The sequence below is a fragment of the Maribacter confluentis genome (genome assembly GCF_030505015.1).
In the GTDB taxonomy this organism is placed as follows: Bacteria; Bacteroidota; Bacteroidia; order Flavobacteriales; family Flavobacteriaceae; genus Maribacter; species Maribacter sedimenticola.
Map to the genome: position 1 here is coordinate 3,834,666 of NZ_JAUKUC010000001.1, position 19,816 is coordinate 3,854,481.

General features: G+C 37.7%; 7 protein-coding genes. 2 read left to right on the forward strand and 5 right to left on the reverse strand.

All coding sequences use genetic code 11. The features are described from left to right. Positions 1 to 228 precede the first annotated feature (228 nt). The 5 genes from Q2T41_RS16850 to Q2T41_RS16870 all read right to left on the reverse strand — a co-directional run bounded on the left by Q2T41_RS16850 (position 229) and on the right by Q2T41_RS16870 (position 16,641). On the reverse strand, positions 229 to 6,264 hold the full coding sequence (locus Q2T41_RS16850) for a T9SS type B sorting domain-containing protein (protein ID WP_304437032.1): 6,036 nt from the start codon (positions 6,262 to 6,264) through the stop codon (positions 229 to 231). Positions 6,265 to 6,474: 210 nt separating this feature from the next. Next, positions 6,475 to 7,800 carry a UDP-glucose dehydrogenase family protein gene (locus Q2T41_RS16855; RefSeq protein ID WP_304437033.1) on the reverse strand — a complete coding sequence of 442 codons (1,326 nt, stop codon included), beginning with the start codon at positions 7,798 to 7,800 and terminating at the stop codon, positions 6,475 to 6,477. A 104-nt stretch (positions 7,801 to 7,904) separates the two neighbouring features. Next, positions 7,905 to 9,179, reverse strand: coding sequence for a nucleotide sugar dehydrogenase (locus tag Q2T41_RS16860; protein WP_304437034.1), 1,275 nt, complete (start codon positions 9,177 to 9,179; stop codon positions 7,905 to 7,907). Positions 9,180 to 9,262: 83 nt separating this feature from the next. Further along, the gene (locus Q2T41_RS16865; RefSeq protein WP_304437035.1) at positions 9,263 to 10,273 is read right to left on the reverse strand and encodes an NAD-dependent epimerase/dehydratase family protein; all 1,011 of its coding nucleotides are present in this window, start codon (positions 10,271 to 10,273) and stop codon (positions 9,263 to 9,265) included. 62 nt (positions 10,274 to 10,335) lie between these two features. Continuing rightward, a complete protein-coding gene (locus tag Q2T41_RS16870; RefSeq protein WP_304437036.1) occupies positions 10,336 to 16,641 on the reverse strand; it encodes a PKD domain-containing protein in 6,306 nt (2,101 codons plus the stop codon). Positions 16,642 to 17,080: 439 nt separating this feature from the next. Here Q2T41_RS16870 and Q2T41_RS16875 point away from each other — a divergent pair, with 439 nt between their 5' ends. Together Q2T41_RS16875 and Q2T41_RS16880 are read left to right on the forward strand one after the other, a co-directional pair. Then, positions 17,081 to 19,030 (forward strand): polysaccharide biosynthesis protein, encoded by a 1,950-nt coding sequence (locus Q2T41_RS16875; RefSeq protein WP_144800230.1) that lies wholly within the window; start codon positions 17,081 to 17,083, stop codon positions 19,028 to 19,030. A 16-nt stretch (positions 19,031 to 19,046) separates the two neighbouring features. Continuing rightward, positions 19,047 to 19,808 carry a polysaccharide biosynthesis/export family protein gene (locus Q2T41_RS16880; protein WP_379921021.1) on the forward strand — a complete coding sequence of 254 codons (762 nt, stop codon included), beginning with the start codon at positions 19,047 to 19,049 and terminating at the stop codon, positions 19,806 to 19,808. Positions 19,809 to 19,816: the final 8 nt, after the last annotated feature.

Consider the following 19,816-nt stretch of genomic DNA (forward strand, 5'->3'; position numbering starts at 1 on the left):
GATTCAAAAATATTTATAAAATTTTTATCATCGATGAAATTCACATTTTATTCGATGAATTACCCAAACATTACGTTTCGTCTAAACCATTTAGATTTTTTAAATGTCCACATTTCGATGAAATGCAGCTTTTATTAACATTTTTAAGAAAAAAAATCGAATTTCACCCATTTTTACCATTTTTTTTTGATTCTAATGCCAAGAAATTTTTGCTCAATTGATTTCCTGTTATCGAATTAAGCTAAAATGACCACTAAATTCTATAGGTTCATTATTTATTTCATCAATTAAATTTACTTTGAACCAATAATCTGATTCTGTCATTAAGCTATTATTATAAGTACCGTCCCAACCAGGACCTAATGGGTCTAATTTGGTAAGTAATTTACCATGTCTATCATAGATGTAAATGTCCAATTGCGATGTTATGTTTAAATTTTCAACACCCAAAGGTTTCCATGTTTCATTGGCGCCATCACCGTTTGGACTGAAAAATGTAGGATAATTTACTATTAAAAATGGACTACTTGCTACCGTAAACTCACAAGAAGATTTTGCCCTAACATACCCTGTATAGATACCACCATCTACATTTTCAAAAATATTACTCTCTTGGTAGGGACCTTCGGCACTTGTTATGCTATATTCAAATTGGTCAAAAACTAAAGGGTTTTCATCCACGATTAATCTAACTCGGTTACCGGAATCCAATATGTAACTTTTGGCCGTTACTTCTACTTCTAATGTCGTAGGTTGTAGTACTTCTTCTATTGTGGTAGAATACGTAGTAAATCCGCCACATTCTATTGTGGATCCAATCTCATAAATTTCCAACGTATATGTTCCTGCTGATGATATTGCAAATATTGCTTCTTCTACACCGTCATTATCCACATCATTGTCCGGTGTCCAATCATATCTGTAATTTGGGCCTAAATCTTCCCCTAAATATATAGTCTCTATAAGTCCCGTTTCCTCAGAACAAAGGCTTAAGGTCGTAGGAATGTCCAAAATAGGTTCATTCAATATCGTAACATCAAAAGAAGCTTCGTTGGCACATTTTGGATTATTATCCGCTTCTGCATATATATAAATAGTTTGGGTAGATATGATCTGGTCCCCTTCATTTAATGCTGTTCCGGTTCTGTTTGGACCTGTAAAATAACTTTGACTATCCGGTAGGGAGGGTAAGGCGTAAAATTCACAGGACTCTATATTCTGCACATTATCAATGGTTGGTACTTCCGTAATAGTAAGAGACACAGATATTCTTTCACTGCTACATTGTGTAACAGGGTCAAAGGTCTCTGCAAAATAAATATATTGTCCGATACCTGTTTCATTAGGGGTATATATATTGCCCGTAGCAAGAGGTACGCCTCCAAATTCAGTATCATACCAATTTACTAATTGATTAAGCGGAGGGTTGTCCACTGACAAACTTGCCGTATTTTCCCCATTACAATTAAATCCATTGACCGGATTGGTAGGGGTTGATAATGTAGGGCACGTGCAATCTGGTGCAGTAATTGGTAATGTAGCAAAACAACCGTTATTCGATACTGTAATTATTATGTCCGTCCCTGCAGGAATATCTATAATTCTATCGTTTCCAACAACAGTTCCTGCAGTACTTGTAAGTATTCCGGTTAAAGGTTGTAACGTTACTTCGTAATTCAATAAGTCTGCCGTACATGTATTTGATTCAAGAATTGGGGTAGGGGTCGTGTTAATGGTAACATCAAAACTATTTTCATCCGTACAATTAGGATTTGTGCCAGATTCTGCAAATATATAGATGGTTTGTGAACTTGTTATTAAATCGCCGGCATTTAAGATCGTCCCAGTTGCATTAGGACCGGTGTAATAGGTATTGCCAGGATTCAACATAGGTAAGGTATAAGAATCGCAGGAAGCGGGCGGGTTGGCCAGACTATCTGCAACGGGTGTATCAATAATCGTTAATACTACCTCTGATCTAATACTTGAACATGACGTTACAGAATCAAAAGTTTCCACAAAATAAGAATAAGTGCCTGCAAGGGTTTCAGTTGGTGCAAATGTATTTCCTGAGCCCAATAAAACACCGCCACTGGCTACATCATACCAATTTAAGGTATCTCCTCCTGTAGTTGGTAGATCTGCTGATAAAGTGGCCGTTGGTTCACCCGTACAATTACTTTGATCTTGAATGTTTACCGGTTCATCCAATGTTGGACAATTACAATTTGGGGCAGTAATGTCTAAATTGGTTGCGCAACCATTATTTGTAGCTGTTACAGTAATATCTGTACCTGCAGGAATATCCGTTATGGTATCATTACCTACAACAGTGCCGGCGGTAGTGGTAAGTGTGCCGGTCAAAGGTTGAAAAACTACCTCATACGTTAATAAGTCAGTAGAACAAGTATTGGAAACAGGAATAAGGCTGGGGGTGGTATCAATATTAAGTATAAAACTACTTTCATCTGTACAATTGGGTGTAGTTCCTGTTTCTGTATAAACATATATGGTTTGCGATGTTGTAATAATCTCACCGGCTGTTAATATGGTGCCCGTACCACCAGTACCTGTGTAATAATTATTTCCGGCTGATAATGCGGGAAGGGTATAGGAATCACAAATGTTTGTTGGAACAGTAATGATATCAGCAGTTACCGATGGATTTATGGTATAGGTTACGGCTGTTCTTGTTGCGCTTGTGCAACCAGTAGTGGATGATGATGCCTCTGCGTAATAGGTATATGTATTTGGTGCAGTTTCGGTAGAGGTATAGGTCAGTCCTGATGCCAAAGAAACCCCTCCGGTCGGGGCACTAAACCAATCTATAGTATCACCGGTACCCAGAGGGTCTAGCTCAACACTAATTGCAATATTTGCACTGCCTTCACAAGCTGCTTGATCAGTAGGGTTTATAGGTGCCGTGGGCACTGTATTAACCGTAACGGTTTCGGTAATAGGGGTGGCCAGTGTTACTAAACAGGAATTTACACTATCCTCAACACTACTTATAGAAAGGGTTGTATCAATAGATGCGGCTGCTACTGTTATTGATGCGGTACCAGTAATTGGGTCTAGCACAACAGCAGTAGTACTACCACCATCTATACTATAATTAACAACATCATCAGGGTCACCAGTAATGGTAAATATAGCATCTTCACCTTCGCAAATATCCGTATTGCTGGTTAAGGTAGGTATTGTGGGTCCTAATGTAACTTGAAGAGATGCAATGGATTCTTCATAACATAAATAATCATCTCCTCGAACCCAAACCCTATAAAGGTCACCATCCATACCTGCGGTAACACCAGTTACCGTTAAAGTATTTGTGCCAATACTATAATCTTCTACTATGGTCCAAGTAGTTCCGGTATCCGTACTAACAGACCATTCATATTCCATATTTGGGTTTGCACCCGCTCTTGCCGCAGTTACTGTAAATACGGCATCTTGGCCTTCGCAAACGGTCATTGGATCTGTTAATCCTACAGAAATTATTACGGGTTCTGCTGGGGTAATGATGGGCAGGCCACTGTTTACTGGAGGATTGTAACCATCTGTTCCTATTACTAGCCCGTTACCGTCAACCGTCGGCAAACCGTTACCTACATAACCATCATTGTCGTCATTGGTAAAACCAGCTTCCGTAGCATCAGGACACCCATCATTATCAGAATCATCATCTAAACAATCTATTAGACCATCTAGGTCAGTATCCTTATTTATTCGGATATGGTCATAATTTCCTTGCTGTTGGTTTAAAGCGGCGTTGGCCTGGTGTATAATACGAATTATTAAATGTTCACCTATAGATGCTGGGGCTGTTGATGGGTCTATGGAAAAAGAAAAATCTCTCCATTGACCATTGGGAGTATCCTCTGGACCAACAATTAATTGATCAATAACAGTATATACACCACCGGAAAAATAACCTGCCTGTATGGTGCTAATTCCATCATTTCTACCTGAGTCTACTTGATCAACGCCATCACCAACGGCAATGGTAACTTCATAACCGCCTTCCTCTATAATAATGGAATTTGCATTTCCAGCTAGTGTGGCTAAATCTTGAGTAATGGTAGCATCGCCCCCAAGAAATAAAAATGTATCATCAAACATAGTACCAATTGGGTTGCCAATGTCATCTGGAATATCAATTAAACCTGTGCCATCAGTAACAAAATTTGGTGAGAATGTAGGTCCATAGGTTTCTGCATTTGGCATATGTAAACCACCACCAACACCTGTGTAATTCCAAAAGTTTACAATATTATCATATGGGAAACCGGGAGCGAAAAATGTTTGGGGAGCAAATTCAAAATTATAATATCCTCTTATGTTGATATTGCTGGTAAGATCGCATCCTTCATCAATATCTGTTAATCCGTCATTGTCGTCATCAAGATCAATATTTGTTTGCAGGGTATTGGTTGCATCATAATAGAAAAAATTACCATCTTCAACGCCATCACCGTCGCTATCAAGTAACGTACATTGATTTACGAAATCTACGACGGCATAACTACTTCCCAAATATCCATCTACACCTGTTACCAATCCGTTAGCATCTATGTTGGGCAGGTTGCCCAATCTGCCACCACCAATATCCGTATATCCTGCTTCCTCTACATCTGGGCATCCATCATCATCAGAATCGTAGTCCATACAATCAGAAACTCCATCACCATCCGTATCCTTTACAATTTTAATATTGTCATAATTACCCTGTAATTGTAATAAGGCCAGATTAGATACATGTTCTATACGAACTGCAATAACTTGCCCTAAAGCGGGATCACCAGCATTTACTTCTCCATTTACGGTAAAACTCGTCCAAAATCCGTTGGGAGTTTCAGAACTTTCTACGGTAAGCGACCCATTGGTTATGGGTTGAAAATTATCGGGATTTCCGTCATGATATCCAATTTCTATAATAGATCGGCCATCATTTCTGTAAAAATTATCATATTCTATTCCATCACCTATTGAAATGGACAGATCATAATGTCCTATTTCATATGTTCCGGAAACCGTTCTGGAAACAATGCTTGCATCTCCATTGATGTAGGCATAAGTAGTACCTTCAGCAGCGCTAAAATGGTTTGTGCCATCTAAAGTAGTTTCTATTCCCGGTGTGCCTCCTGAAGAATAATCGTTCCAACCGGCTACAGGATAATTTGGTAGGTCGGCTAATTCTAACCCGCTATTGACAATTTGTATTTCACATTCATATTGGTCAGTAATACCATCATTGTCGTCATCCAAATCAATATCATTAGGTACCCCATCTGCATCAAAATCATTATAATTGGGAGCGCAAGTATTTATTGCGTCATCGATTACTGCAATCTTATTACCTGTATATCCGCCTGCTCCAGTTACCAGACCATTGGCATCTACATTAGGTAAACCCCCAATAACACCACCACCAGCATCTGTATGACCGGCTTCTACAACATCAAAACAGCCGTTAGCATCCCCATCAGAATTCAGGTCCGTACAATTTGGAGCACCGTCACCGTCCGTGTCTATTTTTAGTTCAAATCCGTCATATGCAGCTCTGGTATCACTAAAGCCAATACCTGTATGAGTAACACGAATTAAAATACCTTGATTTAGTGCGGGTGATCCATTAGGTATACTAAATTGTATCTCAAACCGATTCCATCCCTCTGGTGTTGAAGCACCATCAACAGTTATGTTTGCTCCTGCAATAGGTTGAAATGCTGCGGCATCATCGCCGTAACCCATTTCAATATCACTAATACCATCGTTTCTGCTATCAATCGTACCAACACCGTCACCAACATAAAAAGAAAGAATATAATTAGTTTCTTGGTAAACCGATAGTGGCCTATTTGTAATCGCAGTTGCTGCTGGTATAGTTAAATAATTATTTAAAAAGAAATATTGGTTTCCCTCTGGGGTGTAAGGAAATGCACCTGTAGCTGATGGAGTTTCTATTCCTGCTCCTACAGCACTATCAACTTCCCAATCTATAGCGTCAGAAGGGTCATTTTCAAAACCAGCATTTCGTATTGGAACTTCGCATTCTTCACTGTCCAAAATTCCATCATTGTCGTCATCCAAATCACAAACATCACCAATGCCATCGCCATCAAAATCGGAGTTGGTTACGTCAACAGTGTTTATACAGGTATCAACCCCATCTAGCACGCCATCATTATCCATATCCTGGGCATAAAATGATATAGTAAAAATGAAGAATAAAATTGTCAGGAAACTTTTTCTTTTCAACATAGTAGGTAATTAAGAGCTATTGAATCTATGTTCTAGTAGAATCAACACATGTAAAAATAGGCTGCAATTTTTATAAATATTTTATTGATCGCCAAACGACAAAATTAATGGATAACAGTATTTATATCTGGTTTATTTTTAAATGATTATCAACAAAAAGGCCAAGAATAAACAATTCTTGGCCTTTTTAAAATTTAAATGAATTATATGTTATTTCTTACCAATTTGGTAATATGTAAATCCTTTTTCTTCCATCCTTAATGCGGTATATTGATTTCTGCCATCAAATATTACGGGTTCATTAAGTCTAACTTTTAATTCCTCAAAATCTGGAGACCTAAACTCTTTCCACTCAGTTAGGAGTATCATGGCATCGGCATTTTTTAGGGTATCATATTTGGAGTCAAAATAAGAAACATTTTGTATGTCTTTTAAATAAAAAGTTTTAGCCTCATGCATTGCCTTTGGGTCATAGGCTTGTATTTTGGCTCCTCTTTTTACCAGTTCCTTTATGATATATATTGCAGGTGCTTCTCGCATATCATCGGTTTCCGGTTTGAATGCCAATCCCCAAACAGAAAACGTTTTACCTGTTAAATCTTCTCCAAAATGAGATACTACTTTATTTGCGATGACAAATTTTTGATCATCATTTACTTTTTCAACAGCTTCAATTAAGCGCGGAGTGTACCCGTGTTGTTGTGCAGAGCGTTTTAATGCTTTTACATCCTTAGGGAAACAGGACCCCCCATATCCGCTACCGGGATATATAAAACTATATCCTATGCGACTATCACTACCAATACCCACTCTTACTTTATTGACATCCGCACCTACCAATTCACATATATTGGCCACTTCGTTCATAAACGAAATTTTAGTAGCCAACATGGCATTTGCCACATATTTGGTCATTTCTGCGGAGCGAACATCCATGGAAATCATTCTGTTTTGTGTTCTAAAGAATGGCGCATACAAAGCTTTCATTTGTTCTTCTGCTTCTTGAGATTCTACTCCTATGACAACACGGTCCGGTTTCATAAAATCATTGATGGCATCTCCTTCTTTTAAAAATTCTGGATTGGATACTACCTCAAATGGAATTTGTACTCCCCTTTTATCCAACCGTTCTTGAATCTTTGCTTTTACTTGATCCGCTGTTCCAACGGGTACGGTGGACTTATCCACAATAACCAATTTTTGCTGCATGTGGTCCCCTATATCAGAGGCCACTTGCAAAACATACTGTAGGTCTGCAGCACCGTCTTCACCCATAGGTGTTCCAACGGCAATGAATGCAATATTTGATTTTTCTAGACTCTTTGCTAAATCTGTACTAAAAAATAATGTTTTGTTTTCCACATTTCTTGAAACCATTTGCTCAAGACCTGGTTCATAAATGGGAATAATGCCTTTTTTTAAATTATCGATTTTATTCTGGTCGATATCAACACAGGTTACGGTATTGCCCATTTCAGCAAAACATGTTCCACTAACCAGGCCAACATACCCAGTTCCTATTACTGTTAAATTCATAGTATTTTATATTATTGGCAAGACTTAAAGATTGTTCTTTGTAAATCTTTGATATTCTACAAACGAAGGTTTGCAAAATTAATTTTTTAAAATTTGAATTATTTTTATAATCTGGCCGTATAGCCATTAACCAGTTTTCCTTTAACATCGTAAATTAATGTTTTTTCATGCTGAAATTTTGAAAGATCTTCTTTTAAAAATTTATCATGGGAAACTGCTAGTACAATAACATCAAATTTTTCATTGGGTTTTTCCTGTGTAGTTACAAGACCATACTCTTGAAATACCTCTTCTGGACTTGCCCAAGGGTCATATATTGTTGTTTTTACCCTATATTCATTTAAATTATTGACTAAATCAACTACTTTGGTATTTCTTACATCTGGACAATCTTCCTTAAAGGTTATACCCAATATCAATACTTTTGCATCTTTAACCTGCGTATCATGTTTTAGCATTAACTTAATTATCTGCAAACTCAAGTATTCTCCCATGCCATCGTTAATTCTTCTACCTGCAAGTATTAAATCTGGATTATAGCCATGTTCTTGGGCTTTTTGGGCTAGGTAATAAGGGTCTACACCAATACAATGTCCTCCTACCAATCCTGGTTTAAAAGGAAGAAAATTCCACTTGGTGCCTGCAGCTTCCAATACATCGTTTGTATCTATACCCAATAGACCAAATATTTTAGCAAGCTCGTTTACAAAAGCAATATTAATATCTCGTTGGGTGTTTTCTATAACCTTAGATGCTTCCGCAACCTTAATGGTAGGTGCCAAATGGGTGCCGGCGGTAATGACCGACTTATATAATTCATCTACTTTTTGACCAATTTCCTTTGTGGAGCCAGAGGTAACTTTTAGGATTTTTTCTACAGTATGTTTTTTATCCCCGGGATTGATACGTTCCGGAGAATATCCTGCGTAAAAATCTTTATTAAAGACCATTCCGCTACTTTTTTCCAATACGGGAATGCAAATTTCTTCCGTAGCACCAGGGTAAACCGTAGATTCATATATGACAATATCATTGGGCTTAAGAACTTTACCTACTGTTTCACTAGCTTTTATAAGTGGTGTAAAGACAGGCCTTTTGGTGTCGTCAACTGGGGTTGGTACAGTAATGATATAATAGGTGCAATCTGCAAGTTCTTCTATTGATGAACTACATACCAGACCTTTTTCCTTTGCGTCTAAATTCTCAACAAGGACCTTTTGCAAATCCAGGTCGCTCAATTCAAGTGTATTGTCTTTTCCCGCATTGATTTCATCGACTCTTATTTGGTTAATATCAAAACCAACAACTTTATATTTAGTAGCAAAAAGTGCCGCTAATGGAAGTCCAACATAACCTAACCCAATTATACCTATTTTCATTTTTATATATGTATTATTATTCTAATTTAAATTTGGCAACGGAATTTTCCATACACCACAAAATTGCACTTTAGACTTTAATATTAAAACTGCTGTTTGTACCATTCTACAAAATTCCTAATTCCTTGATTTAAATTTGTTGTTGGTTGATAACCGTAATTAATTTTTAAATCCGAAATGTCTGCGTACGTTTTATATACATCGCCATCTTGCATTGGAAGCATTTCCATAATAGCTTTCCTTCCCAAATGATGTTCTATTGTCGAGATAAAATCCATTAACTTAATTGGGTTTCCATTACCTATATTATAAATGGCATAATTTTCATTTTCTGAATTGGAAATAAAGCCAGTATCTATCACTTTAATTATACCTTTTATAATGTCATCGATGTAGGTGAAATCCCGTTCTAAATTACCATTATTATATACAGGAATTTTCTTATCCGCCATTATGGCCTCTATAAATTTATAATAAGCCATATCTGGTCTTCCCCATGGTCCATATACGGTAAAGAAACGCAATCCGGTTGTTTTTAAATTGAATAAATGACTATACGTATACGCAAAAAGCTCATTGGATTTTTTGGTTGCCGCGTAAAGGCTTATGGGCTGGTCTACATTATCACTCGTGGAAAATGGCATTTTTTTACTATTTCCATAAACGCTGGAGCTACTGGCATAGATAAAATGTTCAATGGCAAATTGTTTAGCATTTTTTAGAATATTATAAAATCCTATAATATTGGAATCTATATATGTATCTGGATTGGTAATGCTATATCTAACACCGGCTTGAGCAGCTAAATGTACTACGTGGGTAAAATGTTCTGTCTTAAATAGATTATCAATAAATGTCGTATCGCATATATCGCCTTTATAGAAAGTAAAATTGTGAAGACCATTTATTTTAAGTCCAATTTGGGAATCAGATATATTGTCTATACCCAATTCCCTTAGTCTGGCTAATTTTAAATTAACGTCATAATAGTTATTTAAATTATCTAACCCTATAACCTCATGTCCACTAAGAAATAATGCTTTGACTAAATGAAAACCAATAAAGCCTGCTGCACCGGTAATTAAAATTTTCAATATGTTGTTTCGTTAAATGGTGATTGTTTACAAAATATTTCCATTTTCAAAATAAACACTAATTATTCAATTTTAATGACTTTTTTAATGGTTGAGTTGTCATTTGAAGTTTTTATAATTTCCATTAGGTACATTCCACGGCTTAAGGTTGATAAATCCAGCTCATAAATTTCTTCATGATCATTCTTAATCATTTTCTGGAAAACTAATTTACCATAAATGTCATAGAAACCAATATTTATGCCCTCGTTCATGAACTTTGAAAGCTCAATCTTTAAAGTCTCGTCCCTTACTGGATTTGGATAAATTACAATATCATCTACGGAAGCATTGTTCAAGGTTTCATTTAAGGTAAATTGAACATTGATGGTAAAGGAACATCCATCCTCTGTTTGTAACGTGTATATACCACTATTAGAGATTTGGGCATTTTCAATCACCAAAGGTAACACGTTCAATTCCTTATTAAGCGGTCCTGTAACTGTAAACATTTCATTATTAGGCTGCAAGCCAAGTGTTAGGTAATCCCCTACGAATGCTATAACCGTTGTAGCGTTCAACTGTTGATTTCCATTATTAACGGAGTAATAAGTTTCAATCAATTTAGCACTACAATCAATATTGCCTTCATTAACTGTAATAATCGTAGAAGTAGTATCAGTTAGGCCTTCACTATCCGTAACTGTAAGAACTACAGTATAAACACCCGGAGTATTATACGTGTATTGTACATTTGCGTTTTCTGCATTTTCTCCATTACCAAAATCCCATTTATAAGTAGTAATTAAGGTGTCATCTGTTGAATTAGAACCAATAAATTCTACGGTGAGCGGAGCATCACCTTCTGTTAAATCGGTATCTAGTATGGCAACTGGCGCTTGATTGTTTGATTCATTGACAAAAATGGTTACATTTTTCTCGTTTGTAAGGCCCTCCGCATCTGTTACGGTTAGGGTAACCAGATATTCACCCATAAATTCATAAGTATGGTTTACGTCAATTTCATTTGATGTGGTTCCATCTCCAAAATTCCATTCATAGGAAACTATGCCATTGTCATCCGTAGAACCTCTTCCTGAAAACTCTACAAGCAAAGGCGCATTTCCAGAAATCGGGTTTGCCTCAATTCTAGCTACTGGAGGTTGATTATCCAGGTCATTGACAGAAATAATAATGCTTTCAGTATCCGATGCACCATTGGAATCTGTTACAGTAAGCGTAACTTCATAATCTTTAATGGTCTGGAATGTATGACTGACATTTTCACCGCTTGCCGTGTTACCATCATCAAATGACCATATATATGAAACAATTTCGTAGTCATCTGTAGAATTGCTAGCTGAAAACTGTACATCTAGTGGAGCATTTCCTGAAATAGGGTCAGCCTCTATTACGGCCACCGGCATTAGATTGGCGGTATCGTTGACCGTGATAGTTATTGTTTCCGAATCGGTCTCATTAAACTCATCGGTCACAGTAAGGCTGACTTCAAATGACCCACTTCCTGAAAAGGTATGTTCCGGGCTTTCCAATGTAGATGTGACCCCATCCGCAAAGTCCCATGCATAGGTAAGGGGTCCGTCATCGGTAGAGTTGCTTCCGTTGAACTGTACTTCCAAGGGGGCAGTACCGGAGATAGGATTTGCATCAATAACTGCCTGTGGCATTTGATTGGCGGTATCGTTTACCGTAATGGTTATTGTTTCCGTATCGGTCTCGTTGAATGCATCGGTCACGGTAAGACTGACTTCATATGACCCACTTCCTGAAAAGGTATGCTCCGGACTTTCCAATGTAGATGTACCGCCATCCGCAAAGTCCCATGCATAGGTAAGGGGTCCGTCATCGTTAGAGCTGCTTCCGTTGAACTGTACTTCCAAGGGGGCAGTACCGGAGATAGGATTTGCATCAATAACTGCCTGTGGCATTTGATTGGCGGTATCGTTTACCGTAATGGTTATTGTTTCCGTATCGGTCTCGTTGAATTCATCGGTCACGGTAAGACTGACTTCATATGACCCACTTCCTGAAAAGGTATGCTCCGGACTTTCCAATGTAGATGTACCGCCATCCGCAAAGTCCCATACATAGGTAAGGGGTCCGTCATCGGTAGAGTTGCTTCCGTTGAACTGTACATCCAAGGGGGCAGTACCGGAGATAGGGTCGGCTTCAATTACGGCCACCGGCAATTGATTTGGAGGGTCGTTTACCGTAATGGTTATTGTTTCCGTATCGGTCTCGTTGAATGCATCGGTCACGGTAAGACTGACTTCATATGACCCACTTCCTAAAAAGGTATGTTCCGGACTTTCCAATGTAGATGTGACCCCATCCGCAAAGTCCCATACATAGGTAAGGGGTCCGTCATCGGTAGAGCTGCTTCCGTTAAACTGTACTTCCAAGGGGGCAGTACCGGAGATAGGGTCGGCTTCAATAACTGCCTGTGGCATTTGATTGGCGGTATCGTTTACCGTAATGGTTATTGTTTCCGTATCGGTCTCGTTGAATGCATCGGTCACGGTAAGACTCACTTCATATGACCCACTCTCTGAAAAGGTATGCTCCGGGCTTTCCAATGTAGATATGACCCCATCCGCAAAGTCCCATGCATAGGTAAGGGGTCCGTCATCGGTAGAGTTGCTTCCGTTGAACTGTACATCCAAGGGGGCAGTACCCGAAATAGGGTCCGCATCAATGATTGCCTGTGGTATTTGATTTGGAGGGTCATTGACCGTTATTGTAATTGAATCCGTGTCAGTAACGTTAGAACTGTCTGTGATAGTTAAGGAAACAGTATATGTTCCACTAGACATGAAAGTATGTTCATGATTTATAGTATTGGAGGTGCCTCCGTCATCAAAATTCCATGCATAGGTTAGAGGACCGTCATCGGTAGAGTTGCTACCCGTGAACTGGACCGTCAACGGGGCATTTCCGGAGGTGACATCGGCCTCCGCCACGGCGACCGGTGATTGGTTGCCAGTATCCAGAACTGTGATGTACGTAGTTTTTTCATCACGTAAGCCACCATCGTCAAAAACCGTTAGGCTAACCAAATAGGTTCCTGGCGTATTGTACAATTTTGATGGGTTTTTAACATTCGAAGTGGTATTATCCCCAAATTTCCATACGTATTGATTGACTGTACCGTCTTCATCCGTAGACGCATTTGCATTAAAACTTACATTTAAAGGAGCATCGCCGGTAAGCGGTGTGGCAGTAAATTCTGCAGTAGGTGGTCTGTTTCCATTGGTTGCAGTTAGATTGATTACTTTCAAATTGTCAAAATAGGCTGTACCCGGTTCTAATTTACTGTAGTTACTATACAACCATAAATCTAAGGTTTGCGTATTACCTGGAACGATAATAGATCCTTTGAACGTGGTCCAATTTTGATTAAACGTATAGCTGCCAATTGGTGGGTTTGCATTGGAATTATCGCGTACAACCTCAAATGCGGCATTGCTATTTCCTTTTCCGTCAAGTTCAAGATATAGTTCATCACCAGCTTGTATTCCAAACTTTTGAAGATTTATTGTCACGGTAAAACGGGCCCATGGATTGTCACTGTCATTGTTTATGATTTCTAAAGCGCATTCTGATCCATTGGTTTCAATATTGGTTCCGTTTGCTTCATCTAACCCAGTGTTTAATGCCCCTGAAGTGATGAATATGGAAGGATCTCCATTTGGTAAATAGTTTGGACAACCTTCTTCCTGATTATCTTCCAATAATGATAGATTAATCGTAGTCTGGCATCCAGCGGGTGTGGATACCACAAATTGTCCAACATTGGAAGCGTCTACAAAGCCATCATTTCTATTTGGATTGTTCCAAGGTGGTATTGCTATAATATTTACTGAAGTATCTAATCTATAATAGCCATCTGCAGTCATCTTAGTACTATCCAAAGAACTTATGGTAGGCCCATCATACTGTGTTGTGGTTATATAATATTCTCCTGTAGCATTTGCGGCCTTAATATAGACTTCGGAACCTTCAGGAACTACTATGTCCGTTCCTTGGATCGGGGAGCCATTAGCTCCGATCTTATATTGTACTGTTAAATAATTACCATTACAATTTGTAATTTGTGGATTATTGGTGTCAAAACCTTCATTGTAAAGTGCCTGTATCTCAGCAGGCTCAAGAACTTTATTATATACTTTAAGTAAATCAATTTTACCACTAATCTCATCTGTAATACCACTGTTATTACCACCATAAGTTACTGGGATATTTCTGCTTCCATCCTCATAAAATCCAGATGCCGTAAATTTACTAAGGTCAGGATTATCGTTTACCAGTTTAATGGGGCCACTTATTTGTCGCCTACAAACTTCTACACCGTTGGCATAAAGTATTGCAGTATTGCCATCATATGTTGCCGCTAGGTGCACCCAAGTATTTAATGGTGCATAGCCGGAATAGCAATTTAAAGCCTCTGCTTCTGTAGAAAATGCCCATTTGTACAAGGTGTTGTGAAAACCAAAGAACATATTGGGATATGATTGGCTAAATATGCCTACATTGGCAACTTTTCCACTTCCGGAAATTACACTATTGCTGTTTCTGTATACCCACGCAGATAGGGTTATAGAATTGGCGGTAGATGCCAGTTCTTCACTGTAATCTATTTCTAAAAGTGAATTACTTGTAAATTCAAGTCCGTCAAATTCCAAGGCATTTCCAATTATACCTTCTGACCAAGAATGTTGATTTGCCGTAACCGGATCTCCGTTATCATCTCTTTGTATAATTGTACCATGATTACCGTATTGGGAAATATCAGGAACATTTGTACCAGAAGGCTCGTCAAATTGCATGTCCAAAACTAAATTGGAATTATTGGATAACGGAATTTCAGAACCAATCTTAATGGTATGGGCAATTGACGGTACACCATTATTATCAATAGCAAATAACATATAGTACCCTGGAGGAAGCAGCTCACGATTAGGAATTTCTACGTCATAAGAATCACCGGATGCAGTGAAATTTACAGGGATTCTGCGCTGTTCATTATTTGTAGAATGTGTAGCTGCGGAAAAACGTATTAAGCTGAATTGTTGTATTCCAAGTGTAGCCTCTACATTAATTGTGGTATCATAACCTGAACTTTCAGGACCATCGATTATTTCTGGCCTTTCCGCCAAAGTATTATCGGACTTGAACAGATAAGGCGGGCTATATATTTCCGCATTCATGTGATTGGTGCATCCTTGTGTTAGTGATAATCCGTCACAAAGTCCACCACCACCTACAAATACCCTACCGTCTACCATTAAAATTGCAACACTATGGTATGTTCTAGGTACGGTCATTGCTGCCACGGTACTCCATTTGTTTCCAGTGGCATAGGGATTGAAAATTTGAGCACCCAAGACCGCTGTATCATCTGTAAATACAGCTGCTTTTTGTAGTCCGCCCGTAATCAAGACTTCTCCAGTAGGTAAAACGGTACTGTTGTGCATGGTCCTTGCCAAGTTCATATTGCCGGTAAAAGTTACCGTTGGGGTTGGGTTAGGTCCAGTACCATTGATATCTATGATAAATGAATTTTGACGGGCAGGCGTTGTGCCATAATAATCTGCACCATATGCAGGGGCGCCACCGGTTTTCAATATTTTACCTATATCGAACATTACAGTATTACCTTTCATGGAATAACCGTCCACAGCCCCCGCACCTAAATCTTGACGCTTACCTGCGTCAACTATACTTCCTCCGGGTACGTCTACATCGATCCAATGCATTCTTTCACTTGGACCGGCATGAAATAATTTTCCGTTGGGAGCCGGCCATAACCAAACATGGTTATCCGCCCTATAATTTCCTTGGGATTCCATCGTTAAATCATCATTCACAAAAATATCTTCGCCTTGAATATTTGGTAATTTTAACCAACCGGTTAACGAGGAATAAATTTCTGCATCCCTATTTCCATAATTTCCACCGCTCCAGGAACCTCCAACGGTGAAAACAGATCCATCCGATAATGTGACGTTACCTTGGTAGCCCCGTGGTATGTTCATTTCATCTGCAACTGTCCAAGAATTGGTCCTCCAATCATAGATACTGGTTCTTTCGCTACTGGTACCGCCTGCGGATAAAATTCTACCATCGGCTAGATTGTTAATACCAGGGCAAAACATATCATGGTCGGTGTTACTTGTGAATTCACCCAATGATGCACCTAGGCCATTATTGGCTTTAGGGTCAAAAAGTTCGGTAAAAGTCATGCCGTCTCCTTCAACAATAAAAGTGTCCCTAAATTGAGATGACCATGTAAGTAAATTTCCGTTTGGTAAATTTGCTACTGCAACTGGTACTATGCCAAATTCAATTGGATCCCCCCACTTTCCCATAGTACTTTCATTTTGAGAAAACACTAATAAGGGTACGCTTAAAAACAGTAATAATATGAAATGAAATTTTTGTGTCATTTGTGTTCTACTTCAAGTATTAAAAAAGTCACTTTCCGATAGTACAAAAATAACCAAACCATATTAAGCCAATCTTTATTAAACGTTTAATACCAATATATAATCGTTCAATGACATACCAGAAAAACATGCTGCAATACATAATATAAATACGTAAATTGTGTTCTATAATAAATTGGTCAAATACCGATCAAATATGTCAATTTTAGGATGTTATTGAATTTTTGAAAGTTCAGATTCAATAAAAAGCACCGTTAAACGATTTTATAATATCTTTGGCGAATTATAAGTCGGGTTTCAGGGATATGCTAAGTCTATTGGTATATTTGATTTGAGAAATTTAACCTATTTATAAAAAGATATGATTCTAAATTACATTGTTAGAAATTCTGAAAATTATCGCCCTAAATGGATAGTTATAGTAATAGACCTATTCATATTTGGAATAGCTTTCTTGTTGAGCTATTTTATAAGATTCAATCTTACCCTTTCATTTGATACTGGACAATTATTAACCCAATTACCTGTAGTGCTATTGGCTTCTTTAGCGGCCATACTTATCATTGGTTCCTACAAAGGGGTAATTAGGCATACAGGGGCAAAGGATGTATACAATCTCTTTAATGTGGTCTGCTTGGCCAATATATTTACCATTCTGGCAGTAATCATTAATAAGTTTTATGGTTTTGCAGGGGAATTTACGGTTCCTTTATCCATTGTAATAATTCATAGTTTGCTTTCTTTTATAGGGCTTACGGCGGCAAGATTTATTTTTAAATCGCTTTACCATAGACTTATAAATTCCACTACTAAATTTACAAAGAACGTTCTTATATATGGAATAGGTGATGCGGGGATCATGACTTATAATGTCTTGATAAGCAGTCCAAAGAATTCAGCTAAAGTTGTTGGTTACGTAGATCATTTGGATAAAAAAACCGGAAAAAACATCAATGGAATCCATGTACATGGAAAATCTGAATTAAGTAAAGAGTTTGTCAATTTAAGAGGAATACAGGAAATTATTTTTACCGCCTTGGATATTCCCCAAAAACAATTGCGCGAAGAAGTAAAACGTTTGGTTGATCTTGATGTCAAAGTGAAAATTGTTCCTCCTATAGAAACATGGATAAATGGTGAGCTTAAAGCATCACAGATTAAAAATGTCCAAATCGAGGATTTATTGGACAGACCCCCAATAAAGATCAAAAATTTAAAAACTGCAAAAGAACTGGAAAACCAAACCGTACTTGTAACTGGTGGAGCAGGTTCTATTGGTAGTGAGCTGGTAAGGCAAATATGCTTATATGAGTATAAAACATTGGTTATTGTAGATCAAGCCGAATCTGCGCTGTATGATCTTCAACAGGAACTTATTAGAAAGGGATTCCATAATTTTGTATGTATTGTTGGGGATGTAAGGGACAGAAATAGGATGAATCAAATATTTCAGGAATTTAAACCTACCTATATATTTCATGCGGCAGCTTACAAGCATGTACCTTTAATGGAGTATAATGCATATGAGGCTATAAAGGTTAACATTGCTGGTACAAAGGTAATTGCGGATCTTTCAATTCAATATAACGCCAATAAATTTGTACTGGTTTCTACGGATAAAGCCGTTAACCCGACAAATGTTATGGGCGCTTCAAAAAGAATTGCCGAAAAGTATATTGGGTGTATGCAGAAATTGGGCAGTACAAAATTCATAATTACCAGATTTGGAAATGTCCTTGGTTCAAACGGATCTGTAATCCCGTTATTTAAAAAGCAGCTGGAGAGCGGTGGACCGTTAACTGTTACGCATAAGGATATTACCAGATATTTTATGACCATTCCTGAAGCTTCACAATTGGTTTTGGAAGCTGGGTCTATGGGCAAGGGTGGTGAAATATTTATATTTGACATGGGTGATTCTGTTAAGATTTTTGACCTTGCAAAGAATATGATAAAGCTTTCCGGTCTATCATATCCTGAGGATATCGATATTAAGATCACTGGATTAAGACCAGGTGAAAAACTATATGAAGAGTTGTTGGCCAATGATGAGGATACTCTACCAACATATAACAAGAAAATTATGATCAGTAAGGTTCGTGATGACGACTTTACATACGTAAGATCTAAAATCGATGAATTATGTATTACCAATATCTTGTTCAATGGTGATACCGTTAAATTGATGAAGGAAATAGTTCCTGAATATATTTCTAAGAATTCTAAATTTGCCGAACTGGATAAGGTAAAGGAGGACGATTCCAAAATCATTAAATTGGAAACAGGATTAAAAAGAGAATTTTCTAAATAATTTAAATTATATGATAATGTTTAAGCGTTTTACGATTGTGGGTCTATGTGCACTTTTTTTTGCTTCTTGTGCATCTCGAAAAGAAGTAGTATATTTTCAAGATGCAACTAATTTTGAAACTCTGGTCAATGACAATATAGATTCATATAGGTTTAAAGTAGATGACGTTGTAAGTATTCATATATCAACCCTTGATCCAGAAGCTAGTTTGCCTTTTAACCTTTTTAAGGGAGCTGAAGAAGGGGGGTTTAGACCAGAGCAGGTAGATTATATAGTAGACAAGGAAGGTAATATTGATTTTCCAGTACTTGGGTCAGTAAAGATTGAAGGATTAAGCCCTGCTGAAGTTAAGACCTTATTAAAGGATAAATTAGCGGATTACCTTAAAAATCCAATAGTAAACATTAGGTTAAAGAATTTTACGGTTACCGTTTTGGGAGCAGTTAATAAGCCTGGTACATATCCAGTAAACGGGGAGCAGATTTCAATTTTAGAAGCTATAGGATTGGCGGGAGATTTGCATATTAAAGGAAAACGTGAGAATGTATTGGTGTTGAGGGATTTTAATGGAACCAAGGTTTATAATCACATTGACCTGACTTCAAAAAAGGCGTTGGATTCCCCTGTATATTATTTAACACAAAATGATGTTGTTTACGTGGAGCCCAATAAATCTTTAATAACCTCTTCCAGTTTGGATAATAGGACTTCAAATGCAATTTCTATTGCATCTATTATTATTACATCTACGGTATTATTGTTGACCCAAAGAAATTAAACAAAACA

Bases quoted from the DNA above. Each gene is read 5' to 3' on its own strand.
- Q2T41_RS16880 (WP_379921021.1), top strand. From the start codon at position 19,047: ATGTTTAAGCGTTTTACGATTGTGGGTCTATGTGCACTTTTTTTTGCT.
- Q2T41_RS16860 (WP_304437034.1), bottom strand. From the start codon at position 9,179: ATGAAAATAGGTATAATTGGGTTAGGTTATGTTGGACTTCCATTAGCG.
- Q2T41_RS16870 (WP_304437036.1), bottom strand. From the start codon at position 16,641: ATGGGAAAGTGGGGGGATCCAATTGAATTTGGCATAGTACCAGTTGCA.
- Q2T41_RS16850 (WP_304437032.1), bottom strand. From the start codon at position 6,264: ATGTTGAAAAGAAAAAGTTTCCTGACAATTTTATTCTTCATTTTTACT.
- Q2T41_RS16855 (WP_304437033.1), bottom strand. From the start codon at position 7,800: ATGAATTTAACAGTAATAGGAACTGGGTATGTTGGCCTGGTTAGTGGA.
- Q2T41_RS16875 (WP_144800230.1), top strand. From the start codon at position 17,081: ATGATTCTAAATTACATTGTTAGAAATTCTGAAAATTATCGCCCTAAA.